Source organism: Pseudomonas sp. GM_Psu_1, assembly GCF_026544185.1.
Taxonomy (GTDB): Bacteria; Pseudomonadota; Gammaproteobacteria; order Pseudomonadales; family Pseudomonadaceae; genus Chryseomonas; species Chryseomonas oryzihabitans.
This window is the reverse complement of the sequence record NZ_JALNUX010000002.1, coordinates 308,712-334,122: the sequence shown is the minus strand read 5'-3', so window position 1 is coordinate 334,122 and position 25,411 is coordinate 308,712. Positions and strand designations below refer to the sequence as shown.

Annotated in this window: 24 protein-coding genes; 14 read left to right on the top strand and 10 right to left on the bottom strand. The window is 68.4% G+C overall.

Annotation, left to right across the window (positions count from 1 at the left end; genetic code table 11):
* The first annotated feature begins 35 nt into the window (after positions 1–35).
* On the top strand, positions 36–488 hold the full coding sequence (recX, locus tag OXS31_RS04265) for a recombination regulator RecX (protein ID WP_007159380.1): 453 nt from the start codon (positions 36–38) through the stop codon (positions 486–488).
* Here the strand turns inward: recX and OXS31_RS04260 are convergent.
* From OXS31_RS04260 to OXS31_RS04250, 3 genes are all read right to left on the bottom strand, one after another.
* The gene (locus tag OXS31_RS04260; RefSeq protein ID WP_267398077.1) at positions 463–711 is read right to left on the bottom strand and encodes a hypothetical protein; all 249 of its coding nucleotides are present in this window, start codon (positions 709–711) and stop codon (positions 463–465) included. The two genes, recX and OXS31_RS04260, sit on opposite strands and share 26 nt — an antisense overlap.
* A 156-nt stretch (positions 712–867) precedes the next feature.
* Positions 868–1,947 carry a TIGR00730 family Rossman fold protein gene (locus OXS31_RS04255; protein ID WP_044341506.1) on the bottom strand — a complete coding sequence of 360 codons (1,080 nt, stop codon included), beginning with the start codon at positions 1,945–1,947 and terminating at the stop codon, positions 868–870.
* Between the two features lie 15 nt (positions 1,948–1,962).
* Positions 1,963–2,370, bottom strand: coding sequence for a quorum-sensing-regulated virulence factor family protein (locus tag OXS31_RS04250; RefSeq protein WP_027597050.1), 408 nt, complete (start codon positions 2,368–2,370; stop codon positions 1,963–1,965).
* A gap of 141 nt (positions 2,371–2,511) precedes the next feature.
* Here OXS31_RS04250 and OXS31_RS04245 point away from each other — a divergent pair, with 141 nt between their 5' ends.
* A complete protein-coding gene (locus tag OXS31_RS04245; RefSeq protein WP_027597049.1) occupies positions 2,512–3,249 on the top strand; it encodes a tRNA-uridine aminocarboxypropyltransferase in 738 nt (245 codons plus the stop codon).
* Here the strand turns inward: OXS31_RS04245 and OXS31_RS04240 are convergent.
* On the bottom strand, positions 3,242–4,138 hold the full coding sequence (locus OXS31_RS04240; RefSeq protein WP_007159376.1) for a DMT family transporter: 897 nt from the start codon (positions 4,136–4,138) through the stop codon (positions 3,242–3,244). The two genes, OXS31_RS04245 and OXS31_RS04240, sit on opposite strands and share 8 nt — an antisense overlap.
* Before the next feature lie 172 nt (positions 4,139–4,310).
* Here OXS31_RS04240 and erdR point away from each other — a divergent pair, with 172 nt between their 5' ends.
* The gene (gene erdR / locus OXS31_RS04235) at positions 4,311–4,961 is read left to right on the top strand and encodes a response regulator transcription factor ErdR (RefSeq protein ID WP_007159375.1); all 651 of its coding nucleotides are present in this window, start codon (positions 4,311–4,313) and stop codon (positions 4,959–4,961) included.
* 109 nt (positions 4,962–5,070) lie between these two features.
* Positions 5,071–5,439 (top strand): diacylglycerol kinase, encoded by a 369-nt coding sequence (locus OXS31_RS04230; RefSeq protein WP_267398072.1) that lies wholly within the window; start codon positions 5,071–5,073, stop codon positions 5,437–5,439.
* Between the two features lie 12 nt (positions 5,440–5,451).
* On the opposite strand, the gene OXS31_RS04225 is transcribed toward OXS31_RS04230, so the two are convergent.
* Positions 5,452–6,651 (bottom strand): putative zinc-binding peptidase, encoded by a 1,200-nt coding sequence (locus tag OXS31_RS04225; RefSeq protein WP_267398069.1) that lies wholly within the window; start codon positions 6,649–6,651, stop codon positions 5,452–5,454.
* Positions 6,652–6,963: 312 nt separating this feature from the next.
* Between OXS31_RS04225 and OXS31_RS04220 the strand changes: the two genes are divergently transcribed.
* From OXS31_RS04220 to hutC, 8 genes are all read left to right on the top strand, one after another.
* Entirely contained in the window at positions 6,964–9,444 is a 2,481-nt protein-coding gene (locus tag OXS31_RS04220) for a circularly permuted type 2 ATP-grasp protein (RefSeq protein WP_267398068.1), read from the top strand.
* A complete protein-coding gene (locus OXS31_RS04215; protein WP_027602601.1) occupies positions 9,444–10,325 on the top strand; it encodes a transglutaminase family protein in 882 nt (293 codons plus the stop codon). The genes OXS31_RS04220 and OXS31_RS04215 overlap by 1 nt, the downstream gene beginning before the upstream one ends.
* Positions 10,326–10,352: 27 nt before the next feature.
* Positions 10,353–10,709, top strand: coding sequence for a hypothetical protein (locus tag OXS31_RS04210; protein WP_027602602.1), 357 nt, complete (start codon positions 10,353–10,355; stop codon positions 10,707–10,709).
* Between the two features lie 159 nt (positions 10,710–10,868).
* The gene (gene hutI, locus OXS31_RS04205; RefSeq protein WP_267398066.1) at positions 10,869–12,083 is read left to right on the top strand and encodes an imidazolonepropionase; all 1,215 of its coding nucleotides are present in this window, start codon (positions 10,869–10,871) and stop codon (positions 12,081–12,083) included.
* Positions 12,073–13,017 (top strand): formimidoylglutamase, encoded by a 945-nt coding sequence (gene hutG, locus OXS31_RS04200; protein WP_267398065.1) that lies wholly within the window; start codon positions 12,073–12,075, stop codon positions 13,015–13,017. Before hutI ends, hutG begins: the two co-directional genes overlap by 11 nt.
* A gap of 33 nt (positions 13,018–13,050) precedes the next feature.
* Entirely contained in the window at positions 13,051–14,721 is a 1,671-nt protein-coding gene (hutU, locus tag OXS31_RS04195; RefSeq protein WP_267398064.1) for a urocanate hydratase, read from the top strand.
* A gap of 3 nt (positions 14,722–14,724) precedes the next feature.
* A complete protein-coding gene (gene hutH / locus OXS31_RS04190; RefSeq protein WP_267398063.1) occupies positions 14,725–16,257 on the top strand; it encodes a histidine ammonia-lyase in 1,533 nt (510 codons plus the stop codon).
* 76 nt (positions 16,258–16,333) lie between these two features.
* Complete coding sequence (gene hutC / locus OXS31_RS04185; protein ID WP_007159364.1) at positions 16,334–17,047, top strand: histidine utilization repressor; 714 nt, start codon at positions 16,334–16,336, stop codon at positions 17,045–17,047.
* A gap of 238 nt (positions 17,048–17,285) precedes the next feature.
* Here the strand turns inward: hutC and OXS31_RS04180 are convergent, their stop codons facing one another.
* The 3 genes from OXS31_RS04180 to OXS31_RS04170 form a co-directional block, all read right to left on the bottom strand.
* Positions 17,286–17,894 (bottom strand): NAD(P)H-dependent oxidoreductase, encoded by a 609-nt coding sequence (locus tag OXS31_RS04180; RefSeq protein ID WP_074583765.1) that lies wholly within the window; start codon positions 17,892–17,894, stop codon positions 17,286–17,288.
* A 316-nt stretch (positions 17,895–18,210) separates the two neighbouring features.
* Positions 18,211–19,584, bottom strand: a complete 1,374-nt coding sequence (locus OXS31_RS04175; RefSeq protein ID WP_267398058.1) for a PepSY-associated TM helix domain-containing protein — start codon at positions 19,582–19,584, stop codon at positions 18,211–18,213.
* 89 nt (positions 19,585–19,673) lie between these two features.
* Complete coding sequence (locus tag OXS31_RS04170; RefSeq protein WP_042136000.1) at positions 19,674–20,081, bottom strand: hypothetical protein; 408 nt, start codon at positions 20,079–20,081, stop codon at positions 19,674–19,676.
* Positions 20,082–20,184: 103 nt separating this feature from the next.
* Between OXS31_RS04170 and OXS31_RS04165 the strand changes: the two genes are divergently transcribed.
* The gene (locus tag OXS31_RS04165; RefSeq protein ID WP_267398056.1) at positions 20,185–20,730 is read left to right on the top strand and encodes a GNAT family N-acetyltransferase; all 546 of its coding nucleotides are present in this window, start codon (positions 20,185–20,187) and stop codon (positions 20,728–20,730) included.
* Here the strand turns inward: OXS31_RS04165 and cobF are convergent.
* Positions 20,697–21,458, bottom strand: coding sequence for a precorrin-6A synthase (deacetylating) (gene cobF / locus OXS31_RS04160; RefSeq protein WP_144955543.1), 762 nt, complete (start codon positions 21,456–21,458; stop codon positions 20,697–20,699). The genes OXS31_RS04165 and cobF overlap by 34 nt on opposite strands.
* A gap of 203 nt (positions 21,459–21,661) precedes the next feature.
* Between cobF and OXS31_RS04155 the strand changes: the two genes are divergently transcribed.
* Positions 21,662–22,795 carry an MFS transporter gene (locus OXS31_RS04155; protein ID WP_267398052.1) on the top strand — a complete coding sequence of 378 codons (1,134 nt, stop codon included), beginning with the start codon at positions 21,662–21,664 and terminating at the stop codon, positions 22,793–22,795.
* Here the strand turns inward: OXS31_RS04155 and OXS31_RS04150 are convergent.
* Positions 22,792–25,404 carry an excinuclease ABC subunit UvrA gene (locus OXS31_RS04150; protein WP_267398051.1) on the bottom strand — a complete coding sequence of 871 codons (2,613 nt, stop codon included), beginning with the start codon at positions 25,402–25,404 and terminating at the stop codon, positions 22,792–22,794. The two genes, OXS31_RS04155 and OXS31_RS04150, sit on opposite strands and share 4 nt — an antisense overlap.
* Positions 25,405–25,411: the final 7 nt, after the last annotated feature.

The window sequence follows — 25,411 nt, the reverse complement described above, 5'->3', positions numbered from 1 at the left end:
CCCGTGCGGGGGTTTTCGCATAAGGAGGATCACCCTTGGGCAATCCACTGGATACCACCGCTGCCATCCGTTTCGCCGCCATGGACCTCCTGGCGCGTCGCGAGCATGGCCGTGAAGAGCTGTCGCGCAAGCTGCGGCGGCGCGGGGCCGAGGAAAGCCTGCTCGGTCCGGTGCTGGATCGCCTGGCCGAGGATGGCCTGCTCGACGAAAGCCGCTATCTGGAGAGCTATATCGCCAGCCGTGCCCGTTCCGGTTACGGCCCCATGCGGATCCGCGAAGAACTGGGCCAGCGTGGCCTGAAAAGAGAGCAGGTGGAAACGGCCCTGCGCGAAGCGGATGTGGACTGGCAGGCGCAGCTGGAAGAGGTGTGGCGCCGGAAATTCGGTACACCGCCGGCCGACGCCAAGGAGCGCGCCAAGCAGGGCCGCTTCCTGGCCTACCGAGGTTATGCCATGGACGGGATCAACCGGGTGCTGAGCCGGCGGTAATGGGGCGTGGCTTGCGGTGTTGGGCTTTGCTGCGCTCAGCGCCAGCCTGCAGGTCCACTCCGCCCGCGGTGAGCGACTGATTGCGGAAAACGGCTAACCCCCTCTCCCTGAGGGAGAGGGTTGGGGTGAGGGCGCGCGTCGCGGTGATGCCGAAGGGAAAGGGAGTTGCCATTTCCCGTGCTTTTGCCTGGAAACGAATCAGGCTCAGCGCTATCGCGGCCATGGGCCGCTCCTACCGTCAACTCAGCGTCCGTAGGAGCGGCCCATGGCCGCGATGTCAGCAATCAACCTCGGTCGCGCAGGTTTGCCCTGAGCAGAGTGCAGACCAACATCGATTCTGGTGTTGGAGAGCGTTGGGCTTCGCTGCGCTCAACCCAACCTAGGTGGCTGCCCAATGCTCCGGTCGATTGAGTTCGTCCACCAGTTCGCGCAGACGGCCATAGTGACGACCGTGGAAGTCAAAGGTGAGGCGTGTCAGGTGGGCGAACTCGGCTTCGTCGGCCTCGCCTTCGCCCGGGGCCAGCAGGGTGAAGCCCGGGGTGCGACAGAGGTCGGCGAAATCCGCGGCCAGCTGTTCCAGGCAGGCGGGGGTCACGGCGTGCTTGAGACGGATGTGCAGCAGGCCGTCACGCCGGCGGGTGGAGTGGTAGTTGCCGTAGAAGTGCTCGATCTCGGCCGCGGCGGCTTCCGGCGAACGCACCAGGCGCACCAACTTGAGATCGGCGGGAAGGATGTAGCCTTCTTCCAGCAGGTTGCGCTGCAGATAGGCCAGGGTGTCGTCCCAGAAATGGCCGTCGGGGGTGTCCAGCAGGACCAGCGGCACCAGGGGGCTCTTGCCGGTCTGGATCAGGGTGAGCACCTCGAAGGTCTCGTCCAGGGTGCCGAAGCCGCCGGGGCAGAGCACCAGAGCATCCGCCTCCTTCAGAAAGAACAGCTTGCGCACATAGAAGAAGTGAAAGGACAGCAGGTGATCCGTGCCCTCGATGGTCGGATTGGCGCGCTGTTCGAAGGGCAGGGTGATGTTGAAGCCGAGACTGGCTTCCGGCCCCGCGCCCTCGTGGGCGGCGCCCATGATGCCGGCGCCGCCGCCGGTGATGACCATCATGTCGCGGCGGGCCAGGGCGCTGCCCAGTTCGCGGGCGAGGGTATAGAGGCCGTGATCGATGCGGGTCCGCGCCGAGCCGAACACCGTGACCTTGCGCCGCCGGCGAAAGCGCTCCAGGGTGCGGAAGGCCTGCTCCAGCTCCTTGAGCGTCTGCAGCATGATCTTGGCGTCCCAGCGCGCCGGATTGGTCTGCGCCATGCGCACCACCGTCACCAGCATCTCGCGGTAGAGGCCGAGATTGGGGCTGCCGCCTGGCAGCGCATGCGCCAGCAATTCGTCGATGCGCTGACCGAGATCGGCGGCGCTGGGCTCCACATGGCGGGCCAGGTAGCTGTCGTCGCTGTCCTCGGTCATGGCCGCGGTCTCCGCTTACTTGCCCAGGCCGCAGTCGGCGGCCTGGAAGCGCTCGACCATGACCGGCTTGTTGGTCTGGTATTCGGTGAAGTCATAGACCAGGGTGGCGCCGCGGGCCAGCAGCTGGCGATAGCCGTTGTTCTGGCAGACGCTTTCGGCGAGCTGCACCCGCACCGTGGCCGGATTCTCGCGCATGCGGGCGGCATGGGCCGGGCGGACGCTGAGGTTGTTGATCAGCTGCTTGCCCTGCACGGTGTAGCCGCGGTCGAGGATGTCCTCGTTGATGGCGCGGGGCGTGCCCTGGCTGCTTTCGGTGGCCACCTTGCGCAGCATCTGGTTGAGCTCGTGGTCCTTGAGCGACTCGGCCGCCTGGACGGTGAAGGGCAGGGCGAGGGTCAGGGCGAGCAAAGCAAAACGAGGCATCGTGTTCTCCAGCGTAGAGGAGCCCGTTTCGACCGTGGTCGCGGGCGGGGGTTCGCAAGGCGTCTGCGCAGGGTAACCTGCCTGGCCGCCGCGGGCATCCCGATCGCTCTGGTAAACTGCGCTTTTGCCCGCGAGCCCGGCATGACCCCGATCAGCGACACCCCTCTGCATGCCGTGGCCCGTTTGCGCCAGGAGCGCCTGGCGCGCAGCATCAAGCCCTTCATCGCCCGTGGCTCGCGCATGGCGCGCTGCCCGAATTGCCGCCTGGCGCCCAGCCACTGCCTCTGCGACTTGCGTCCCCTGCGCCAGACCCAGGCCGGCATGTGCCTGCTGATGCACGACGTCGAGCCGCTCAAGCCGAGCAACACCGGCTGGCTGATCGCCGACGTGGTGGCCGACACCCACGCCTTCGGCTGGAGTCGCACGGCGGTGGATCCGGCGCTGCCGGAATTGCTCGCGCAGCCGGAATGGCAACCACTGCTGGTATTTCCCGGCGAATACGCCGCGCCCGAGCGGGTGGTCGAGAGCCTGCCGCTGGCCCCCGGTCAGCGCCCGCTGTTCGTGCTGCTGGATGCCACCTGGACCGAGGCGCGCAAGATGTTTCGCAAGAGTCCCTATCTGGACCACCTGCCGGTGCTGAGCTTTCAGCCCAATGCGCTGTCGCGCTACCGGTTGCGGCGCTCCACCCGCGGCGAGCACCTATGCACCGCCGAGGTCGCCGCCCTGTGCCTGGAACTGGCCGGTGAGGCACCGGCCGGACGCCTGCTGGAGGCCTATCTGGATGTCTTCAGCGAGCGCTACCTGGATGCCAAGCATCACCTGCCGCTGGCGGCGGACAGCCCGGCCAGCCGGCAACTGAAGACCCTGCGCGCTAGTTGACCGGCTTGACCTCGACCGGCGCCTGGCGCGGCCAGAGCTGGGCGGCGAGCATGCCGGCGAACATCAGGACGCAACCCAGGTAGCCACGGCCACTGAGGGCCTCGCCTAGCAGCCAGGCACCAAAGAAGGCGGCGAACACCGCCTCCAGGGAAAAGATCACCGCCGCATGGGAGGCGATGGCGCCGCGTTGGGCGAAGACCTGCAAGGTGTAGCCGATGCCGGCGGCGATCACCCCGCCATAGAGCAGCTCGGGCAGGGCCAGGACGATCCGCGTCGACTGGATCGGCTCGAACGCCAGCGCCAGCGCGAGGCTGAGCACGGCGCAGACGCCGAATTGCAGAATCGACAGCACCGTGGCGTCGTGGCGACTGGAATAGTGGCCCACCAGCAGGACATGGACACCCCAGGCCAGCGCGCCGGCCAGTTGCAGCAGATCGCCCGAGGCCACCTGGAAGTTGTCGCCGATGCTCAGCAGCCCCATGCCCACCACCGCCAGGCTGGCGCCGATCCAGGTGCCCAGGTGGCTGCGCTGGCCGAGCAGCAGCCCCAGCAGCGGCACCACGATGACATAGAGACCGGTGATGAAGCCGGAGTTGGTCACGCTGGTGAACAGCAGCCCCACCTGCTGCAGATTGATGCCCAGGGTCAGCACCAGGCCCATCAGCAGGCCGCCCTTGAGGGTGTCGCGGGTCAGGCGCTGCTGACGGCCGCGGCGGCGCAGGAACAGTAGCAGCGGGACCAGGGTCAGGGCGCCCAGGGCGAATCTCAGGCCGGTGTAGAGAAAGGGACCGATGTGCTCCATACCGCCGGTCTGGGCGACGAAGGCGCTGCCCCAGATGAGGGCGGTGAGCAGCATGAGCAGATCGGCACGCAGGGCGGCGCTGGGCATGGGGCATCTCTTGGGCAAAACGGCAACTGTGCCGCAAACCGCAGGGCCTTGCCTACCGTCGGCGAGCCACCCGGCCTTGCTCCCGTCCGCGCCGTTCGGCATGCTTGCGTGCAGCCCGTGCGCCAGCTTCCTGGTCGATGGGGGCGCTCACGACAACAAGGAAAGCTACACCATGGCGGCTGCCTACCAGATCCTGATCGCCGACGATCATCCGCTGTTTCGCAGCGCGCTGCAGCAGGCCCTGACCCTGGGGCTGGGTGCCCAGGCGCGGCTCACCGAAGTGGCCGACATCGCCGAACTCCAGGCCTGCCTGGCCGAGCGCACCGACTGGGATCTGGTCCTGCTCGATCTCAACATGCCCGGCGCCTATGGCTTTTCCGGACTGGTCCTCTTGCGCGGCCAGTATCCCCAGGTGCCGGTGGTGATGATCTCGGCCCAGGAAGAACCCGCCGTGGTGCAGCGCGCCCGGGAATTCGGCGCCAGTGGCTTCATTCCCAAGTCCAGCGATCTGAGCACCCTGCAACAGGCGGTCAGTCAGGTGCTGGATGGCGATACCTGGTGGCCACCGCAGGTGGAAGGCGCCGCCGCCCTGAGCGAGGAGGCCAAGGCCGCCAGTGCCGGCCTCGCCAGTCTCACGCCGCAGCAATTCCGGGTGCTCACCATGCTCTGCGAGGGGCTGCTCAACAAGCAGATCGCCTTCGAGTTGAATGTCTCCGAAGCCACGGTCAAGGCCCATGCCACGGCCATCTTTCGTAAACTTGGCGTCCGCACCCGCACCCAGGCGGCCCTGCTGCTGCAGCAGTTGGAGAGCACGTCCGGCTGATGTCCGCTGGCAGCGGCGCCCGGCGTGGGCGTGACTGCCCACCTTCCCCTTTTCCGCACCTGCCGTCCACGCGCGTCGGCGGTTCGCCCCTGCTGGATGGAGCTTTTTCTTGATCTCTCCCTACAAAGGCAAGACCGGTCTGCGCCGGGTCATCAACGCCACCGGCTATTCCCTGGCCGGCCTGCGCACGGCCTTTCGCCAGGAAGCGGCCTTTCGTTCGCTGGTGCTGCTCAACGTGATATTGGTGCCCCTGGCCTTCTGGCTGGACGTGAGTCGCGGCGAGCGGGCGCTGCTGGTGGCGGTCTGCCTGCTGTCGCTGGTGGTCGAATTGTTCAACGCCGCCATCGAAGCGGTGGTGGATCGCATTTCCCTGGACTGGCACGAACTGTCGAAGAATGCCAAGGATCTTGGCAGTGCTGCGCAGTTCGTGGCCATGATCATCATCGCCGTGGTCTGGGGCATCGTCCTGCTCGGCTGAGCAGGACGAGGATCACAGGGTCGCGCCCAGGGTGGCGCCGGCTGCCGTGTCGTCCGCGGCGAGGCCCCTTTCCACCAGGCTGGGCTGGGCCGAATGGATGACCTTGTGGATGAAGTGCAGCTTGGCGATCACCGGGGCGGGCAGGGCGAAGGGATAGAAGTCCGGCTGGCCCATGCTGCGGGATAATTCGTTGAGCATGGCCGCCAGTTCGATCCAGGCATTGGCGAAGCCGAGGAATTCGTCGTCGCTGTGGTCTTCCGCCTCGTATAGCGCCTCGCGGGTAAAGGGCTGGAAGTCCAGCTGCAGGCTGCCGGCGTTCATGCCCAGGCTGGCGGCGGTGGCCAGGGTATCCATCATGTGCAGGTAGTGCGCCCAGGTCTCCGCCCAGTCCTCCCAGGGGTGCATGGTGGCGTAGGCGCTGACGTACTGGCTTTCCCAGCCGGCCGGTGCGCCCTGTTCATAGTGGCGCTGCAGGGCTTCGCCATAGTCGGCGCGCTCGTCGCCGAAGAGGGCGCGGAAGGGCTCTTCCCAGTCGGTCCCGGCGACCAGACGATCGAAGTAGTAATGCCCGACCTCGTGGCGGAAATGCCCGAGCAGGGTACGATAGGGCTCGTGCATGTCGGCACGGACCTTTTCCCGGTGGGCGTCGTCTGCCTCGAGGATGTTCAGGGTGATGAGGCCATTGGCATGCCCGGTGGTGGGGGTGCCGGTGGCGTCGGGGGCGAGGAAGTCGAAGGCGAGTCCGTGCTCGGCATCCACGGTCTGGGGGATCACCTGCAGCCCCAGCCCCAGCAACTGGGCGACCAGTTGCCGCTTGGCCAGCTCCAGCTTGCGCCAGCGCTCGCCGTTGCCCTCGAAGGACAGATCCGGAATGGTGTGGTTGAGCTGGCAGGCCACGCAGAATTCATTGCCGGAATCGGCCGGCACCAGCCAGTTGCAGGCAGCGGGCGTGTCCAGGTTGGCGCAGCGGCGATAGAGGCCGCTGCCGGCCTCGGGCAACTGCCAGAGACCGCCTTCGCCCGGCAGCAGCGCCGTCGGCGTGCCCTGGTCCGGGGCGTAGCCCAGGGCGTTGCCACAGGCCAGGCATTCGCTGTTGGGAAAGAAGATGGCCTGGCCGCAGGTGCAGTTGGCGACCTTGCGCTGGACGGGCAGGGCGCGCAGGGCGTTGCGTTGCTGACGATTGGAACTGTAGCTTCCGAGAAAATTGCGCATGGGGGCTGATACCTGGCGAGAGCGGCCGCGTCGGACGCCGGCGGAGCGCCGGCGTCTTGCTAGCGAATTAGTAGAGCGGCCAGACCCTGGAGTTCCGGGTTGTTCGTCGCCTGGGACGACCGGCGAGGGCTCTGGGATCGGTCCCGGCAACCGCTGACGCTCCGCTGGCCGTGGTGGCCCGCGTTTGCGGTGGCGCATCCCGAGCCACACCACTACCCTAGTGACCATCGAGACGGGCGCGGGCGTTCCGGCGCCCCCGCCGCTGCGCGCCGTCCGAATCCGCTTCCGTACCCTGTCAGCCGTCCCTTGACCATGCCCCCGAACGCTTCCCGCAATGCCAGCGACATGACCGGCAGCTACCACGAACTCTGGAGTCCGCGGGGCGGCGTGCGGCCGCCCTGGCGCCGTTTCTACGGCCATCTGGCCGGGCTGCGACCCGCCCAGCTCGACCAGCGCCAGGCCCTGATCGCGCGGCAGATCCAGGAAAACGGCGTGACCTACAATGTCTACGCCGATCCCAAGGGCAGCGATCGGCCCTGGGCGCTGGACCTGCTGCCCCAGCTGATCTCGGCGGAGGAGTGGGCGCCCCTGGCCGCCGGCGTGGCGCAGCGGGCGCGCCTGCTGAATCGGGTGCTGGGCGATCTCTATGGCGAGCAGCGCCTGCTGCACGAGCGGCTGCTGCCGCCGGAGCTGGTGTTCGGGCACAACAACTTTCTCTGGGCTTGCCAGGGGCTGCGTCCGCCGGGCGATACCTGGCTGCACGTCTACGCGGTGGATCTGGCGCGGGCGCCTGATGGTCGCTGGTGGGTGCTGGCCGATCGCACCCAGGCGCCGTCCGGCGCCGGCTATGCCCTGGAGAATCGCCACATCGTGGCGCGGGCCTTTCCCGAGTTGCACCGCGATCTGCAGGTCCAGCCGCTCAACGGCTACTTCCAGGCGCTGCAACGCACCCTGAGCACGGGCCTGGACACCGGCGAGGAGGCGCCGCTGGCGGTGCTGCTGACGCCGGGGCGCTACAACGAGACCTACTTCGAGCACCTCTACCAGGCGCGGCAACTGGGCTTTCCGCTGGTGGAAGGCCAGGACCTCACGGTGCGCGACGCCTGCCTCTATCTCAAGACCCTGAGCGGGCTGAGGCGCGTCCATGCGGTGTTCCGCCGGCTGGACGACGACTTCTGCGATCCGCTGGAATTGCGTACCGATTCGGCGCTGGGCGTACCCGGCCTGCTGGAAGCGGTGCGCCAGGGCAACGTCATCATGGCCAATGCCCTGGGCAGCGGCTTGCTGGAGTCGCCCGGTCTGCTGGGCTTTCTGCCCGGTGTCTGCCAGGCCCTGCTGGGCGAAACCCTGGCATTGCCTTCCGTCGCCACCTGGTGGTGCGGCGAGAAGCCGGTGCGCGAAGCGGCCCTGGCGCGGCTGGCGGAGCTGGTGATCAAGCCGGCCTATCCGGCCCAGGGCTTCGAGCCGGTGTTCGGCAAGGCCCTGGATACCGCGGGGCTGGCCGAACTGCGCGCGCGCATCCTGGCCACGCCCCACGCCTATGTGGCCCAGGAACGCATCCAGCTGTCCCAGGCGCCGGTCTGGCAGGGCAGCAGTCTGCAGTCGCGGGCCATCGGCATGCGCGTCTATGCGGTGGCCAGCGAAGACGGCTACTGGGTGATGCCCGGTGGGCTGACCCGGGTCGCTCATGAAGGCGCCGCGGTGGTGTCCATGCAGCGCGGCGGGTCGAGCAAGGACACCTGGGTGCTGGGCGGCAGTCGCGGCGCCGCCGAGGTGCCCGGGGCGCGGGTGCTGGGGGTGCGCGACCTGGTGCGCAAGGACCCCTTCCTGCCCTCGCGCACCGCCGAGAATCTGTTCTGGTACGGTCGCTACAGCGAGCGCTGCGAGGATGCCGCGCGCCTGCTGCGGATCGTCCTGAGTCGCTACCTGGACGCCGACGACGGCGGGCCGGCGGTGCAGTCGGCCATCGATCTGGCCACGGCCCTGGAATTGCTGCCCGCGGGCGGCCGGCTGGCGGAGCAGCTGCATGCCGCCCTGGGGCCGGGCGACTTTCCCAGCGGCCTGGGCGCCAATCTGCAACGGCTGCACTGGGCCGCGGCCCAGGTCCGCGGCCGGCTGTCGCCGGAGAACTGGCGCGCCATCCGCGAGGTGGAGCGCGAGGCCCATGGCCTGGGCCAGGTCGGCAGCGAGCCGGGCGAGGCGCTGCAGAGTCTCAACCGCCTGGTGATGGCGCTGGCTGCGGTGGCCGGCTTCACCTTCGACGACATGACCCACGACGAGAGCTGGCGCTTTCTGATGATCGGCCGGCGCATCGAACGGGTGCAATTCCTCGCCGGCAGCCTGGCGCACTTCCTCGAAGGCGGCGCCACCTGGGATGCGGCGGGCCTGGAATGGCTGCTGGAGCTGGGCAACAGCATCATCACCTATCGCTCGCGCTACCAGGCGGCGCCCCAGCTGATCCCGGTGCTGGACCTGCTGATGCTGCACGAGCACAATCCCTATTCGATCCGCTTCCAGCTGCATGCGCTGATCAACGCCGTGGAGCACCTGGAACGCTATTACGGCCTGCCCCGCGATCCGGCATTGCACGATACCTACGACCGCCTGCGCCGCTTCGACCTCGGCACCCTGGAGAACACCCTGTTCGGCGACGCCGGCCGGGTCGAGGTGCAGCAGGGCCTGGCGCGCCTGCTGCGGCAGATCGCCGAGGCCAGCAGCCAGCTGTCCGAACGGGTCATCTATCGCTGCTTCGCCCATGTCGATGCCGTCAGTCAGCGTACGGTATCCATGTGATGAATCAGGTTCGCTATCGCATCCAGCACGACACCCACTATCGCTACGAGGCGCCGGTGTCGCTGTCGCAGCAGCTGCTGCACCTGTTGCCACGCGACTGCGCCTGGCAGCGCTGCCTGTCCCGGCAACTGGTGATCCTGCCGCAGCCGACCCAGCGCCAGGACGCCTGGGACGCCTTCGGCAATCCGCTGACCCGGCTGTCCTTCGAGCGGCCCCACGACGAACTCTATGTCGGCACCGAGCTGGAGGTGGAAGTGGACTCCCGCGCCGGTCTCGGGCTGGCGGATTCGCCCCCCTGGGAACAGGTGCGCGATGGCCTGCGCTATCCCGCGGACCGGGTGCCGCTGGACGTCCATCACTTCCGTTTCGAATCCCCGGCGGTGCCCGTGGATGGCATCTTCGCCCGTTTTGCCGAGGACTGCTTCCCACCGGGCCGCCCCCTGCTGCTGGGCTGCCGGGCGCTGATGGAAAAAGTCCACCGCGAATTCCGCTTCGACGCCACCGCCACCCAGGTGGCGACGCCGCTGCGCGAGGTGCTGGAGCATCGCCATGGCGTCTGCCAGGACTTCGCCCACCTGATGCTGGCCTGCCTGCGCGCCCTGGGGCTGGTGGCGCGCTATGTCAGTGGCTATCTGCTGACCCGGCCGCCGCCGGGCAAGCCGCGGCTGATCGGTGCCGACGCCTCCCACGCCTGGGTCAGCGTGCATTGCCCGCTGCTGGGCTGGGTCGACTTCGATCCCACCAACGATGTCCTGCCGGACCTGGAGCACATCACCCTGGCCTGGGGGCGCGACTTCACCGACGTCTCGCCGCTACGCGGGGTGATTCTCGGCGGCGGCGACCACGATCCGGTGGTCGAGGTGACGGTGACGCCGCTGTAGCGTGCTGGTTTGGAAAGGACTCCATTGATGAAAGATCCCAAGTGGCTGAACATCCCGCTCGGCCCTGCACGACCCAATACCTTCCTGTTCTGCATAACGGTCCTCCTGGCCTTGCTCCTAGGCATCCGGATCGGTCGACCTGCGACGCCGGAAGCCTGGATGTATCTGTTACTGATCGGCCTTCCCCTGACCTGGGCAGTGTTTACGCGCCTTCATTGGCTGGACGACTGGAGCCGACGCTGCCGTTACGGCTTCGCGCCTCTACTGGTCTTGCTGGCAAGAGCGGCACTGATCGTGGCGATTTTCAAGATTGAGCCGTTGTCGCGGCCAGTTACGAGCTGGCTATGGCAACAGGTGGGCATCTGGTTTCCAGATATCCACTGAAGCTATTGTCTATACAAAATAGGCTACCTTTTTACCTAACATTGGCCGCCCATGAACGGAGGCGCTTGTCTGCTATTTTGAGACGATAGCTATATCGGGAATGCTTGACGAGGGATCGACTCTGGATTAAATGTATATACATTAACCGGAGAGGTCACCATGTCCGTCGCTACCCAAGCGCTGCTCTGGCGCCATGTCACCCTGTTCGATGGCCTCCAGTCCTGGCCCACGCCCATGGCCGTTCGGGTGGAGGCTGGCCGCATTGTCGGACTCTGGCCGGAAGCCGACTTCCTGGCCGCGCAGGGCGAGGGGGCCGAACTGGCCGGGAAAGGCGGGGTGCTGACGCCCGGGCTGGTGGATTGCCATACCCACCTGGTCCATGCCGGCCAGCGTGCCGGGGAATTCGAGCAGCGGCTGGAAGGGACGAGCTATGCCGAGATCGCCCGGGCCGGTGGTGGCATCCTCGGCACGGTGCGCGCGACGCGGGCGGCCAGCGAGGCAGAACTCTTCGCCGTTGCCCGACCGCGCTTGCAGGCGCTGATCGACGAGGGCGTCACCACCGTGGAGATCAAGTCCGGCTATGGCCTGACGGTGGCCGACGAACTCAAGCTATTGCGGGTCGCTCGGCGTCTGGGCGAGGCGCTGCCGGTACGGGTGATCACCACGCTGCTGGGCGCCCATGCCGTACCGCCGGAATTCCAGGGCGATGCCGAGGGCTACGTCGATCTGGTCTGTCGGGAGATGATCCCGGCCGCGGTGGCCGAGGGCCTGGCCGATGCGGTGGACGTCTTCTGCGAGGGCATCGCCTTTTCGCCGGCCCAGTGCGAGCGGGTATTCCTGGCGGCGCGCGAGCACGGTCTGCCGATCAAGGCCCATGCCGAGCAGCTGTCCAACCTGGGTGGCAGTGCCCTGGCCGCGCGGCTGGGCGCGCTGTCGGCGGATCACGTGGAGTATCTCGACGAAGCCGGAGTGCGTGCCCTGGCCGCCGCCGGTACGGTCGCCGTGCTCTTGCCCGGTGCCTTCCTGATGCTGGGCGAAAACCAGCATCCGCCCGTGGAATTGCTCCGTCGGTACGGGGTGCCCATGGCCCTGGCCAGTGACGCCAACCCCGGCACCTCGCCGCTCTATCTGCCGACCCTGATCGCGCACCTGGGCTGCACCCTGTTTCGGCTGACCCCCCGCGAGGCCCTGGCCGGCATGACCGCCCATGCGGCCCAGGCCCTGGGGCGTCCGGAACTGGGCCGCATCCAGGTGGGTGCCTCGGCGGATCTCTGCCTGTGGGACGTCGGTCAGCCGGCGGAGCTGGCCTATGAGGTGCGTCCGGGGCGCCTGCGTCAGCGCGTCTTCGCCGGGGAGGTGCAGCATGTTCGCTGATCGCCAGACCCTGGAATGCTGGACCGGTCGTACCGATCCGGAAGCCGACGCCTTGCGCTGGCACCAGTGTATCCAGCCGCTGGCCGTGGACAGCGCGCCGGGTATGGCGCTGCTGGGTTTCGCCTGCGACGAGGGAGTGCGGCGCAACCAGGGTCGCACCGGCGCTGCCGAGGGTCCCGTCGCCCTGCGGCGGGCCCTGGCCAACGTGGCCTGGCAGCGTCAGGGCCCAGCCTATGATGCCGGTGATATTCGCTGCGCCGATTGTGATCTGGAAGGCGCTCAGACGCGCCTGGTCGGGGCCGTGCGCGGTCTGCTGGACGGCGGTCATCTGCCGCTGGTGCTGGGCGGCGGTCACGAGGTGGCCTGGGCCAGCTGGTCGGGCCTGGCGCTGCACCTGGCCAAGACGCTACCCAAGCCACGCATCGGCATCGTCAATTTCGATGCCCACCTGGACCTGCGCGATCCGACGCGGGGACCCACCTCAGGTACGCCCTTCGCCCAGATCGCCGCGCACTGCGCCACCCACGGCTGGCCCTTCCACTATGCCTGCCTGGGCCTGAGTCTGGCGGCCAATACCCGCACCCTGCTCAGGCGTGCCGCCGAGCTGGATGTGTTGATCCGCGAAGACCATGAGATTCGCGAGGGCAGTCTTGAGCACATCGGCGCCGAACTGGACGCCTTCGCCGCCGGCTGCGATGCCCTCTATCTCACCTTCGACCTGGATGTGCTACCCGCGGCCGACGCCCCCGGGGTCAGCGCGCCTGCCGCCCATGGCGTCAGCCTCGCCCTGTTGGAACCCCTGATCCGTCGGCTCAAGGCCAGCGGCAAGTTGCGCCTGGCCGACGTGGCCGAACTCAATCCCGCGCTCGACCAGGACGGCCGCACGGCCCGGGTCGCGGCGCGGCTGATCCATACCCTGGCACTGGACCTCTAGGGCCTGCCGCGAACAACAAGAGAGGAAGACCCCATGACCCGCTTTCGTGAAGGTGAGATCCGTGCCCCCCGCGGCACCCAGCTCAATGCCAGGAGCTGGCTGACCGAGGCGCCGCTGCGCATGCTGATGAACAATCTCGATCCCGAGGTCGCGGAAAATCCCCAGGAGCTGGTGGTCTACGGCGGCATCGGCCGGGCGGCGCGCAACTGGGAGTGCTACGACAGGATCGTCGAGAGCCTCAAGGCGCTGGGTGACGACGAAACCCTGCTGGTGCAATCGGGCAAGCCGGTCGGGGTGTTCAAGACCCACGCCGATGCCCCGCGGGTGCTGATCGCCAACTCCAACCTGGTACCGCACTGGGCCAGCTGGGAGCACTTCAACGAACTGGATGCCAAGGGCCTGGCCATGTACGGCCAGATGACCGCCGGCAGCTGGATCTACATCGGCAGCCAGGGCATCGTGCAGGGCACCTACGAGACCTTTGTCGAGGCCGGGCGCCAGCACTACCAGGGTGACCTGCGCGGCCGCTGGGTGCTGACCGCCGGTCTCGGCGGCATGGGCGGCGCCCAGCCCTTGGCCGCGACCCTGGCCGGCGCCTGTTCGCTGAACATCGAGTGCCAGCAGAGCCGTATCGATTTCCGCCTCAAGACCCGCTATGTGGACGAACAGGCCAGCGACCTGGACGACGCCCTGGCACGCATCGCCCGGCACACCGCCGCCGGTGCCGCGGTGTCCGTCGCCCTGCTGGGCAACGCCGCCGAGATCCTGCCGGAACTGGTCCGCCGCGGCGTGCGCCCGGATATGGTCACCGACCAGACCAGCGCCCACGATCCGCTCAATGGCTACCTGCCGGCCGGTTGGAGCTGGGAGCAGTATCGTGATCGCGCCCAAACCGATCCGGCTGCCGTGGTCGCCGCGGCCAAGCAGTCGATGGCCGTGCACGTCCAGGCCATGCTGGACTTCCAGAAGATGGGCGTCCCCACCTTCGACTACGGTAACAACATCCGCCAGATGGCCCAGGAAGCCGGCGTCGCCGATGCCTTCGCCTTCCCGGGCTTCGTGCCGGCCTATATCCGTCCGCTGTTCTGCCGCGGCATCGGTCCGTTCCGCTGGGCCGCATTGTCGGGCGATGCCGAGGACATCCATCGCACCGACGCCAAGGTCAAGGAACTGATTCCCGATGACGCCCACCTCCACCGCTGGCTTGACATGGCCCGCGAGCGCATCGCCTTCCAGGGCTTGCCGGCGCGCATCTGCTGGGTCGGCCTGGGCTTGCGTGCCAAGCTGGGGCTGGCCTTCAACGAGATGGTGCGCAGCGGCGAACTCAAGGCGCCCATCGTCATCGGGCGTGACCACCTGGACAGCGGCTCGGTATCCAGCCCCAACCGCGAGACCGAGGCCATGCAGGACGGCTCCGATGCCGTCTCCGACTGGCCACTGCTCAACGCCCTGCTCAACACCGCCAGCGGCGCCACCTGGGTCTCGCTGCACCACGGCGGCGGGGTAGGGATGGGCTTCTCCCAGCATTCCGGGATGGTCATCGTCTGCGACGGCACCGACGCCGCCGCCGCCCGTATCGCCCGGGTGCTGCACAACGACCCGGCCACCGGGGTGATGCGCCACGCCGACGCCGGCTATGACATCGCCATCGACTGCGCCCGCGAGCAGGGCCTGAATCTGCCCATGATCGGCAAAGGAGTCTGATCGATGCACACCCTTGTCCTGAAACCCGGCACCCTCGACCTGGCCCAGCTGCGCCAGGCCTATCTGCAGCCGCTGCGCATGGAACTGGATCCGGCCGCCCACGCGGCCATCGATGCCAGCGTGGCCTGCGTGGAAAGCATTCTCGCGGAAGGCCGGACCGCCTATGGCATCAACACCGGCTTCGGCCTGCTGGCCTCGACGCGGATTGCGCCGGCGGATCTGGAAAAGCTGCAGCGCTCCCTGGTGCTGTCCCATGCCGCCGGCGTGGGCGAGGCGCTGGACGATGACCTGGTGCGGCTGATCATGCTGCTCAAGGTCAACAGCCTGGCCCGCGGTTTCTCCGCCATTCGCCGCCAGGTCATCGAGGCGCTGATCGCCCTGATCAATGCCGAGGTCTATCCGCACATCCCGCTCAAGGGCTCGGTGGGGGCCTCGGGTGACCTGGCGCCGCTGGCGCACATGTCGCTGGTGCTGATCGGCGAGAGTAAGGCGCGCTACCAGGGCCAGTGGCTGCCGGCCCGCGAGGCGCTGGCGGTCGCGGGCCTCGAACCCATGACCCTGGCGGCCAAGGAGGGCCTGGCGCTGCTCAATGGCACCCAGGTGTCCACCGCCTACGCCTTGCGCGGGCTGTTCGAGGGTGAAGACCTGTTCGCCGCGGCCACGGTCTGCGGCGGCCTGAGCGTCGAGGCCATGCTTGGTTCTCGGGCGCCCTTCGATGCGCGTATCCATGCCGCGCGGGGCCAGCGTGGCCAGATCGACGTGGCCGCGGCCTATCGCGAGCTGCTCACTGACAGCAGCGAGGTGTCCCGCTCCCACGCCAATTGCGACAAGGTCCAGGATCCCTATTCGCTGCGCTGCCAGCCCCAGGTGATGGGCGCCTGCCTGACCCAGTTGCGCCAGGCCGCCGAGGTGCTGGAGGTGGAGGCCAACGCCGTGTCCGATAACCCGCTGGTGTTCGCGGAAGAGGGCGACGTCATCTCCGGCGGCAACTTCCACGCGGAGCCGGTGGCCATGGCCGCCGACAACCTGGCCCTGGCGCTGGCCGAGATCGGCGCCCTGTCGGAGCGGCGCATCTCGCTGATGATGGATCGGCACATGTCCCAGCTGCCGCCCTTCCTGGTGGAGAACGGCGGGGTCAATTCCGGCTTCATGATCGCCCAGGTCACCGCCGCGGCCCTGGCCAGCGACAACAAGGCCCTGGCCCATCCGGCCAGCGTCGACAGCCTGCCCACCTCGGCCAACCAGGAAGACCATGTGTCCATGGCGCCCAATGCCGGCAAGCGGCTGTGGGCGATGGCCGAGAACGTGCGCGGCATCCTGGCCATCGAGTGGCTGGGTGCCTGCCAGGGCCTGGACTTCCGGCATGGCCTGAAGAGTTCGGAACGCCTGGAAAGGGCGCGCAGCCTCTTGCGCGAGAGGGTGCCCTACTACCAGGAAGACCGCTTCTTCGCCCCGGACATCGAGGCGGCCAGCGCACTGCTGGCCAGCGGTTGCCTGAACGGGCTGGTCACGCCGCGGCTGCTGCCCAGTCTCTGAGGCGGACGCGGTCCGGCAGCCAGAACGCCGGACCGCGCGTTATCATCGGCTGTCCATTTTCCGACCTGGAGTTCGCGTGAGCAGCACGACACCCCCGCGCTACAAGGTGATCGAGGACTTTCTGCTCGAACGCATCCAGGGTGGTGCCTACCCGGTGCATCACCAGATCCCCACCGAGGAGCAGCTGGCGCGGGATTTCGCGGTCAGCCGCATGACCGCCAACAAGGCCATCACCCGCCTGGTGCAGCAGGGCTACCTGACGCGCCAGGCGGGACTCGGGACCTTTGTCATCGAGCGCAAGGCCGAGTCCTCGCTGCACGAGGTGATGAACATCGCCGCCGAGGTGCGCGCCCGAGGGCATGTCTATTCCAACGAGGTGCTGCGCAGCGAGGCCATCGCCGCCGACGATGAAGTGGCCCTGCGGCTGGGCCTGCGGATCGGCAGCCAGGTGTTTCACAGCATCCTGGTGCACCGCGAGAACGGCCTGCCCATCCAGCTGGAGGATCGCTACGTCAATCCGCGCTGGGTACCGCACTACCTGGAAAGCGACTTCAGCCGCCAGACGCCCAACGAGGTGCTGGTGGCCAGCTGTCCGATCAGCGATGTGGAACATATCGTCGAGGCGGTGCTGGCCACCGCCCAGACCGCACGCTGGCTGGACATCGCCGAGGGCGCGGCCTGCCTGTCGATGATCCGCCGCACCTGGTCGGACGAGCACCTGGTCAGCTATGTGCGGTTGCTGCATCCGGGCGACAGGTACAAGCTGAGCTCGACGACCCGGCATCGCTGAGGGACCTGGCGCGGGGAGGGGGGCTGGGCTTCGCGGTGCTCAACCCAACCTACGCGACTGTTCGCCCGCGCCGATCTACCCCCTCTCCCTTTGGAAGAGGGCTGGGGGGTGAGAGGAGCGGCATCGCTGTTGGGCTTCGCGGCGCTCAACCCAACCTACGCGACTGTTCGCCCGCGCCGATCTGCCCCCTCTCCCTTTGGGAGAGGGTTGGGGTGAGGGTGGCCCCTGCAGTCAGGGATCAGAGCCTGCTCACCAGGGCCACGGCGTCCTGTTTGGCCTGGTCGCGCGACGCCTGGTCGACTTCCGGTCCGAACAAGGTCTTTTCCACCACCACGGTGTGCATCCGATCGATGCCGACCATCTCGCACCAGGTGCGCAGATAGGACTCCTGGTGCTCCTGGCGATCCAGGGCCGCACCGCGGGCCGCGATCACCAGCGCCTGGCGACCGCCGAGCAGGCCGTTGAGGCCGCGGTCGTCGAAGGTGAACAGCAGGTCCTTCTGGCTGACCACGTCGAACAGCTGCTTGAGCTTGTAGGGGATGCCGAAATTCCAGCAGGGCACGCCGAATACCAGTACATCGGCGGCCTTGAAGCGCTGTGCCAGTGCCTTGGCCACCTTCCAGGCATGCTCCTGCTCGCTGCTGAGGGACTCGCCCTGGATGCCGGCGTACTTGGCGTCGAGGATGGGACCGTCGAATTCCGGCAGGTCGCACTGCCAGACGTCGAGGGTATCGACCTCGGCATCGGGGTGTTTGCCCTGCCAGGCCTGGATGAAGGCAGTGGCGACTTCCAGCGAGGCGGAGCGATCCTGGCGGGGCGAACCTATCACGTGCAACAGACGGGGCATGGCAGATCCTCGAAGGATGGGGATTGCGATAACTATAAGCGTCTCGCTGGGGTGCGCCAGCGTCGGCTAGGGTGTGCCGATGGATGGTCTGGGAGGCGGTTCCTGGCGTGACGACTGGTGTTGGGCGGGCCCTCACCCCAGCCCTCTCCCAGCGGGAGAGGGGGTGGTTTGGTGTGGGCGGTCGGCTGCGTGCGGGTAGGGTGGACAACGGCGCAGCCTTGTCCACGCGTCCTGGGTGGCACAGGTGGAAAACGCTGCGCGGTTTTCCACGCTACGGCTGGGTCAGGGCGAAGCCCAACAACCACCCATCCCCACCTCAGGCCGAACCGGCCTCCGTGCGCAGCGCCGGGCCGCGCAGGCCCAGCAGGGCGTCCACCACCAGGAACAGCAGCAGGCTGCCGCCCAGCACCGGCAGGCACAGGCCGAGCAGCAGGGCCGTCGCCGGGACCAGCAGACGCGGCAGGGGCGGCAGCTGGCGCCAGAGGGTGATCAGGCCGGGTTGTGCCGGATCGCGGCTGGGCCGACGGCGCCACCAGAGCAGATAGCCCCAGACGGTCATCACCAGCAGGCCCAGGGCGACGACCGCCAGCACCAGCTGGTTGGCCAGGCCGAACAGCACGCCCATGTGGGCATCGATGCCCCAGCGGGTCAGCTTGGCCGGCAGCGAGTACTGGGCGAAACGCACCTGATCGACCACCTTGAAGCTGGTCGGGTCGACGGCGACGGCGTCCACCTGGGTCGGCCAGCGGCGGTCGATCTCGCTCACCGTCCAGGCCTTGTCGGCGCTGCGCCCCGGACGGATCTCCAGCTTGCCGGCGTCGATGCCGGCGGCGCGGGCGCTGGCCAGCACCCCGTCGAAGGTGGCCGGATCCAGAGCCGGTGCCTTGGCCATGTGCATGGCGCCATGGTGATCGGCGTGCTCGTCATGGGCCATGGCCGGCGCGGGTGCGGTGCCTAGGGCGGTCTTCACGCCCGGCGTGGACCAGCCGTAGTGGGCGCGCAGCACGCCGATGTTGTCGCCGGCGAAGCGCGACCAGGTCAGACCGGTGGCGGAGAGGAACAGCAGGCCACCCAGCAGCCAGACCCCGGTGCTGGCATGCAGGCCGCGCAGGCCGCGGGCCGGGCGGCGCTGGCGGCGGCGCACCAGCCACAGGGTCAGACCGCCGAGGGCCGCGACCCACAGCCAGGAGGCGGCCAGTTCGCTGTAGAGGCGACCGGGCTCCCCGAGCAGCAGGCTGCGGTGGAACTGGTCGATGGTGGTGCGCAGCGGCAGGATGCCGCTGGTGCCATAGACCGCCAGATCGCCGCGGATGGCGCCGGTGACCGGATCGATGAACAGCGCCCGGTGGGTGGACTCGCCCAGCGCCGGATCGTTGAACATCACCCGGGTGGTGTCGCCCTCGGCCGGCGCGGGGCGCACCGCGCCCAGGGTCAGGGTGGGGTCTACCGCGGCCTGGGCGATATGGATCTGCTCGGCCAGCGGCAGGGGCTTGCCGCGGCTGGGGGTGTGCAGCGCCTCGGCATAGAGGTGGGCCTCGAGTTGCGGCGTGAGGGCATAGATCAGGCCACTGGCGGCGGCCACCAGCAGGAAGGGACCGACGAACAGGCCGATGAGGAAATGCAGCCGCGCCAACAGCTGCAGCAGCGGCCCCGGCGTCTTGGCGGTCGGAGCGGAGGGGTGCGAAGTCATAGCGTTCACCACGGAGCGACGCGCGGCCAGCGAGGGGCCACGCGCAGGATTACGAGAAAGGAGGACAGCCGTCTTTCGTCGCCGGGGTGTCAGGGCGCCTGGGGATGGAGCGTGGAGCGCCGTGCGCGGGGTGGCGGCGGCAGCGCACTCTGGTAGCGAGGACGATGAGGATCGCCGGGACGCAGCAGCCACTGCAGTACGACGGCGGCCAGCGTGGCGAGGAAGAGGGTGGCGGCGAACACGCAGTCACCCGTGGGGGAAAGGGTGGTCACGCTGCCGCCCGGCAGGCCCGCATGCATGCCGGCCATGTCGTCCTGGGCGGTCTGGGCGTGCAGGCCGTGGTGATGCTCGTGCCCCTGGGCCAGCGGAGGCGAGACCGGCAAGGTAAGTCGCGCCAGCATCTGGCCATGGCCGAGGGCGCAGACGAGTCCGTTCAGCAGGATGCAGGCGAGCAGCATCCAGGCGAGCGAAGCGCGCGGGGAACGGACGGTTATCATGGCGGGGAACTGTATCATCGTCGCGGGCCACGCACAGCCCGGCCGGCGCGAACCTGCGCCGAAATGTCGCGCCCCTGCCGCTGCTGGAGAGACGAACAGGACCATGAGCGAAGCGCCACCCATCACCCTCGAACGGCTCACCGTGGCGGATGACGAGACGCTGGGTTTTCTGCTGGCGAGCTATCGCGAGCTGTTCGGTAGCCGGGTCGAGGCGAATGCCGTACCCCAGGATCTACAGCGCTTCGCCGACCACTATGGTGCGGATCGTGGCTGCCTGCTGCTCGCCCGGGGCGCCGCCGGAGAGCCGATCGGCAGCATCGCCTATCGACCCTACGACCGACGCTTTCCCCAGCTGGCCTATCCCGGTGAAAGGGTGGTCGAAGTGGTACGACTGTTCGTGGTGCCCCGGCAGCGGCGCCAGGGCCTGGCGCGGCGGCTGTTCGCGGCGCTGCTGGCCCAGGCACGGCGCGACGCGGTCGAGCGCCTCTACCTGCACACCCATCCCTTCCTGCCCGGGGCCGAGGCCTTCTGGCTCGACCAGGGCTTTCAGGTCGTCGTGCGGGAGATGGCCTTGCCCTGGCAGACCCTTCACCTGGATCGACGCCTGGACAGCCCTCAGGCGTCCGCCGGCCCCCGACAGAGCAGATAGGTGTCCATGATCCAGCCGTGCTCTTCACGCGCGGCGCTGCGCACCCGGTGGATCTCCTCGGCCACCTCCTGCAGCGGACCGGCGATGAGGAGCTCGTCCGCCGTGCCCACGTAGGCACCCCAGTAGATGTGCAGGCCGGGTTCGTCCAGGCGGCGATAGGCTTCATGGGAATCGAGCATCACCACCAGGCTGTCCAGGTGCGCGGGGAAGCGCTCCAGGCGCCGGCCCGGGGTGATCTCCAGGGCCTGGCCGATGCGATTGAGCGGCACCCGGTGGCGCGCGGCCAGGGCCTGGACGCTGGAGATGCCGGGGATCACCTCGTAGTCGAAGTCCAGCCGGCCTTCGCGCTTGATCGCCGCCAGGATGCGCAGGGTGCTGTCGTACAGCGCCGGATCGCCCCAGACCAGGAAGGCGCCGCATTCGTCGTCCGCCAGTTCCTGCTCGATCATCTCCACCATCAGCGCCTGCTTGGCGGCGTTGAGGTCGTCCACCGCCTGGCGGTAGTCGCCTTCGCGGCGACGCTCGGGAATGGGCGCGGTGACGAAGCGATAGTCCGCCTGGCGGATGTGGCGGGCGCAGATGGTTTCGCGCAGGTGGATCAGGCTGTCCTTTTCCGTGCCCTTGTCGAACAGGAAGAAGGTACTGGCGCGATTGAGGGCGGCGATGGCCTGGAGGGTGAGGTAGTCGGGATCGCCGGCGCCGATGCCGATGACCAGCAGGGTTTTCATGGGATGGCCTCGAGAAAAGGAGCGGCGCCCAGTGTAACGGGGGATGTCACGTCCGTAGAGCCTCAGGCAATCGTCATGCTAATTTCGACCGGTTTGCCTGCCGCCAGGCAGGGATGGACGGGATCGAGAGGGACAGGGGCGTGACGATGACGGCGAGCTGGCGACGGATACCCCGAGGGGTCTGGATTCTGGGTGGAGTGAGCATGTTCATGGACATCTCTTCGGAGATGATCCACAGCCTGCTGCCGCTGTTCCTGGCCACCGGCCTGGGCCTGAGCGTGCTCTACATCGGCATCCTCGAAGGGGTGGCCGAGGCGACCGCGCTCATCACCAAGATCTTTTCCGGCGTACTCAGCGACTACCTGGGCAAGCGCAAGGGCCTGGCGGTGCTGGGCTATGGCCTGGGCGCCCTGAGCAAGCCACTGTTCGCCCTGGCCAGCGGTGCCGGCCTGGTATTCGGCGCGCGCTTCATGGATCGCATCGGCAAGGGCATCCGCGGCGCGCCGCGCGACGCCCTGGTGGCCGATGTGACGCCGCCGGAGATCCGTGGCGCCGCCTATGGCCTGCGCCAGTCGCTGGACACCTTTGGCGCCTTTCTTGGCCCGCTGCTGGCGGTGGGGCTGATGCTGCTCTGGGCCAACGATTTCCGCGCGGTGTTCTGGGTGGCGGTGATCCCGGCCTTCATCGCCGTGGCCCTGCTGGTTTTCGGCCTGGACGAACCCAGGGCGGCCATCGTCCAGGCGCGCACCAATCCGCTGACGCGCAGCCAGCTGCGCAAGCTGTCGGCGGCCTTCTGGCAGGTGGCGCTGCTCGGCGGCGTCTTCACCCTGGCGCGTTTCAGCGAAGCCTTCCTGGTGCTCAAGGCTGAGCAGGTGGGCGTACCCCTGGCGCTGGTGCCGCTGGTGATGGTGGGCATGCAGCTGGTGTTCTCGCTGTCGGCCTATCCGCTTGGGGCGCTATCCGACCGGGTCAGTCACCGCGCGCTGCTGGCCTGGGGCTTGGTGCTGCTGATCCTGGCGGACCTGGCGCTGGCCTTCAGCAGCGGCTGGAGCGGTCTGGCGCTGGGCGTCGTGCTCTGGGGCCTGCACATGGGCATGACCCAGGGGCTGCTCGCCGCCATGGTCGCCCGCACCGCCCCGGCCGAGTTGCGCGGCACCGCCTTCGGCCTGTTCAACCTGGTCAGTGGCATCGCCCTGTTGCTGGCCAGCAGCATCGCCGGCGCGCTCTGGCACTTCCTCGGCTCCGCCGCCACCTTCCAGTTCGGTGCCCTGGCGGCGGTGGCTTCCCTGCTGGTGCTGGCGGCCTGTCGCCGCAGCCTGGCACCGCTGGCCAGCTAGTCGAACAGGGGGCGCAGATAGGGCGCCGTGGGGCTGGCGGGATCGTCCGCCACCGCGCGGGGCGTGCCGCTGGCGACGATGCGACCACCGGCCGTGCCGGCGCCGGGGCCGATGTCGATCAGCCAGTCACTGCCGGCCACCACCTGCAGATTGTGCTCCACCAGCACCACGGTATTGCCCTCGTCGACCAGGCCGTGCAGCTGGCGCATCAGACGCTCCACGTCGGCCGGGTGCAGACCGGTGGTGGGTTCGTCCAGCACATAGAGGGTAGTGCCACGGCTGGTGCGCTGCAACTCGGTGGCCAGCTTGATGCGCTGGGCCTCGCCGCCGGAGAGTTCGGTGGCCGGCTGGCCCAGGCGCAGATAGCCCAGGCCGATATCGGCCAGCACCCGCAGCGCCCGCGCCACCGTGGCTTCCTCGGCGAAGAAGGCCAGGGCCTCGTCCACCGTCAGGCCGAGCACCTCGGCGATGGTCTTGCCCTGCCAGCGCACCTCCAGGGTTTCGGGGTTGTAGCGCGCGCCCTGGCAGGTGGGGCAGGCGGCATAGACACTGGGCATGAACAGCAGCTCGACGCTGACGAAGCCTTCGCCCTCGCAGGTTGGGCAGCGGCCCTTGGCGACGTTGAAGGAGAAGCGTCCGGCGTCGAAGCCTCTTTCCCGGGCCTCAGGGGTGGCGGCGAACAGCTTGCGCACCCCGTCGAACAGGCCGGTGTAGGTGGCCAGGTTGGAGCGCGGGGTGCGGCCGATGGGCTTCTGATCCACCGGCACCAGCCGGCGGATGCCGCCGAGACCCTCGACCACCTGGCCGGTGGTGGCGGGCAGGGCATCGGCCTCCAGCTCCGTTGCCTCGTCACTGTCCTCGGCGGCGCGCTGGCCCAGCTCGGCGCCCACCAGTTCCAGCAGCGCCTGGCTGACCAGGCTGGACTTGCCCGAACCGGAGACACCGGTCACGGCCGTCAGGCAGCCCAGCGGAAAGGCGGCGTCCAAACTCTGGAGATTGTTGCGGGTGACCCCGGCCAGGCGCAGCCAGCCCTGGGGCTCGCGCGGTGGCCGGTTCTCGCGCTGCGGCGCGGCGAATAGATAGCGCGCCGTCACCGACTCCTCGATGTCGGCCAGGCCGGCGGGCGGACCGCTGTAGAGCACCCGGCCACCGCCTTCGCCAGCGGCGGGACCGACATCCACCAGCCAGTCGGCACGCTTCATGGTGGCCAGGTCGTGCTCCACCACGAACAGCGAATTGCCCTGGGCCTTGAGGCCGTCGAGGGCTTCCAGCAGGGATTCGCCATCGGCCGGATGCAGACCGGCGGAGGGTTCGTCCAGCACATAGACCACGCCGAACAGCTGGGACACCAGCTGGGTCGCCAGGCGCAGCCGCTGCAACTCGCCGGAAGAGAGGGTGGTGGTGCTGCGCTCCAGCGCCAGGTAGCCGAGGCCCAGGCGGGTCAGGGTCTGCAGCCGTTCCAGCAATTCGCTGGCCATGCGCTGGGCGGCCAGACGTTTTTCCGGGGACAGATCGGGGGTGCGGCGCACGTCCGGTGCGCCGGCGTGGTCGCTGCCACCAGCGGCCTTGCGCCGGGCGCGATCCTGCTGGCCGGTCTTGGCGTCCAGCACGCGGGCATCCTTCGCCTCGTCGAAATCGCCGGCCGCGACCCGGCGCAGCAGCACGGTGAGGTCGTCCAGCGGCAGCCGCGACAGCTCGCCGATGTCCAGGCCGGCAAAGGTCACCGAGAGCGCCGCCCGGGTCAGCCGCTTGCCGTGGCACAGCGGGCAGGTCTGGCCGATCATGAAGCGCGCCGCGCGCTGCTTCATCTTGGCGCTCTGGGAATTGGCGAAGGTGTGCAGCACATGGCGCCGCGCCCCGGTGTAGGTGCCCTGGTAGCTGGGCTCGGCCTTGCGCTTGAGCGCGGCGCGGGTCTGCTCGGGGGTGAGGCCGGCATAGACCGGCACCGTGGGTTGTTCCTCGGTGAAGAGAATCCAGTCGCGCTGCTCTTGCGGCAGGTCGCGCCAGGGGATGTCGACGTCATAGCCCAGGGTGACCAGGATGTCTCGCAGATTCTGCCCGCCCCAGGCGGTGGGCCAGGCGGCGATGGCGCGCTGGCGGATGGTCAGCGCGGGGTCCGGCACCATGGAGGCCTCGGTCACCTCGTAGACCCGGCCCAGGCCGTGACACTTGGGGCAGGCGCCCTGGGGCGTGTTGGGCGAGAAGTCCTCGGCATAGAGCATCGGCTGGTCGGCGGGATAGCGCCCGGCGCGGGAGTAGAGCATTCGCACCAGACTGGACAGTCCGGTCACGCTGCCCATGGACGACCGACTGCTGGGCTGGCCGCGCTGCTGCTGCAGGGCCACCGCCGGCGGCAGACCCTCGATGGCTTCCACCTGCGGTACCCCGACCTGGTCGATCAGTCGCCGCGCATAGGGCGCCACGGATTCGAAGTAGCGCCGCTGGGCCTCGGCATAGAGGGTGCCGAAGGCCAGCGACGACTTGCCCGAGCCGGACACCCCGGTAAAGACCACCAAGGCATCGCGAGGGATGTCCACGTCGACGTTCTTCAGATTGTGCTCGCGGGCACCGCGGACGGAGACGAAACCGGGACGGGGGGAGGAGGGCATGGGCGAA

Bases quoted from the DNA above. Each gene is read 5' to 3' on its own strand.
- OXS31_RS04260 (WP_267398077.1), bottom strand. From the start codon at position 711: ATGGCCGCGATAGCGCTGAGCCTGATTCGTTTCCAGGCAAAAGCACGG.
- OXS31_RS04255 (WP_044341506.1), bottom strand. From the start codon at position 1,947: ATGACCGAGGACAGCGACGACAGCTACCTGGCCCGCCATGTGGAGCCC.
- OXS31_RS04250 (WP_027597050.1), bottom strand. From the start codon at position 2,370: ATGCCTCGTTTTGCTTTGCTCGCCCTGACCCTCGCCCTGCCCTTCACC.
- OXS31_RS04245 (WP_027597049.1), top strand. From the start codon at position 2,512: ATGACCCCGATCAGCGACACCCCTCTGCATGCCGTGGCCCGTTTGCGC.
- OXS31_RS04240 (WP_007159376.1), bottom strand. From the start codon at position 4,138: ATGCCCAGCGCCGCCCTGCGTGCCGATCTGCTCATGCTGCTCACCGCC.
- erdR (WP_007159375.1), top strand. From the start codon at position 4,311: ATGGCGGCTGCCTACCAGATCCTGATCGCCGACGATCATCCGCTGTTT.
- OXS31_RS04225 (WP_267398069.1), bottom strand. From the start codon at position 6,651: ATGCGCAATTTTCTCGGAAGCTACAGTTCCAATCGTCAGCAACGCAAC.
- OXS31_RS04220 (WP_267398068.1), top strand. From the start codon at position 6,964: ATGCCCCCGAACGCTTCCCGCAATGCCAGCGACATGACCGGCAGCTAC.
- OXS31_RS04215 (WP_027602601.1), top strand. From the start codon at position 9,444: ATGAATCAGGTTCGCTATCGCATCCAGCACGACACCCACTATCGCTAC.
- OXS31_RS04210 (WP_027602602.1), top strand. From the start codon at position 10,353: ATGAAAGATCCCAAGTGGCTGAACATCCCGCTCGGCCCTGCACGACCC.
- hutI (WP_267398066.1), top strand. From the start codon at position 10,869: ATGTCCGTCGCTACCCAAGCGCTGCTCTGGCGCCATGTCACCCTGTTC.
- hutG (WP_267398065.1), top strand. From the start codon at position 12,073: ATGTTCGCTGATCGCCAGACCCTGGAATGCTGGACCGGTCGTACCGAT.
- hutU (WP_267398064.1), top strand. From the start codon at position 13,051: ATGACCCGCTTTCGTGAAGGTGAGATCCGTGCCCCCCGCGGCACCCAG.
- hutH (WP_267398063.1), top strand. From the start codon at position 14,725: ATGCACACCCTTGTCCTGAAACCCGGCACCCTCGACCTGGCCCAGCTG.
- OXS31_RS04180 (WP_074583765.1), bottom strand. From the start codon at position 17,894: ATGCCCCGTCTGTTGCACGTGATAGGTTCGCCCCGCCAGGATCGCTCC.
- OXS31_RS04175 (WP_267398058.1), bottom strand. From the start codon at position 19,584: ATGACTTCGCACCCCTCCGCTCCGACCGCCAAGACGCCGGGGCCGCTG.
- OXS31_RS04170 (WP_042136000.1), bottom strand. From the start codon at position 20,081: ATGATAACCGTCCGTTCCCCGCGCGCTTCGCTCGCCTGGATGCTGCTC.
- OXS31_RS04165 (WP_267398056.1), top strand. From the start codon at position 20,185: ATGAGCGAAGCGCCACCCATCACCCTCGAACGGCTCACCGTGGCGGAT.
- cobF (WP_144955543.1), bottom strand. From the start codon at position 21,458: ATGAAAACCCTGCTGGTCATCGGCATCGGCGCCGGCGATCCCGACTAC.
- OXS31_RS04155 (WP_267398052.1), top strand. From the start codon at position 21,662: ATGTTCATGGACATCTCTTCGGAGATGATCCACAGCCTGCTGCCGCTG.
- OXS31_RS04150 (WP_267398051.1), bottom strand. From the start codon at position 25,404: ATGCCCTCCTCCCCCCGTCCCGGTTTCGTCTCCGTCCGCGGTGCCCGC.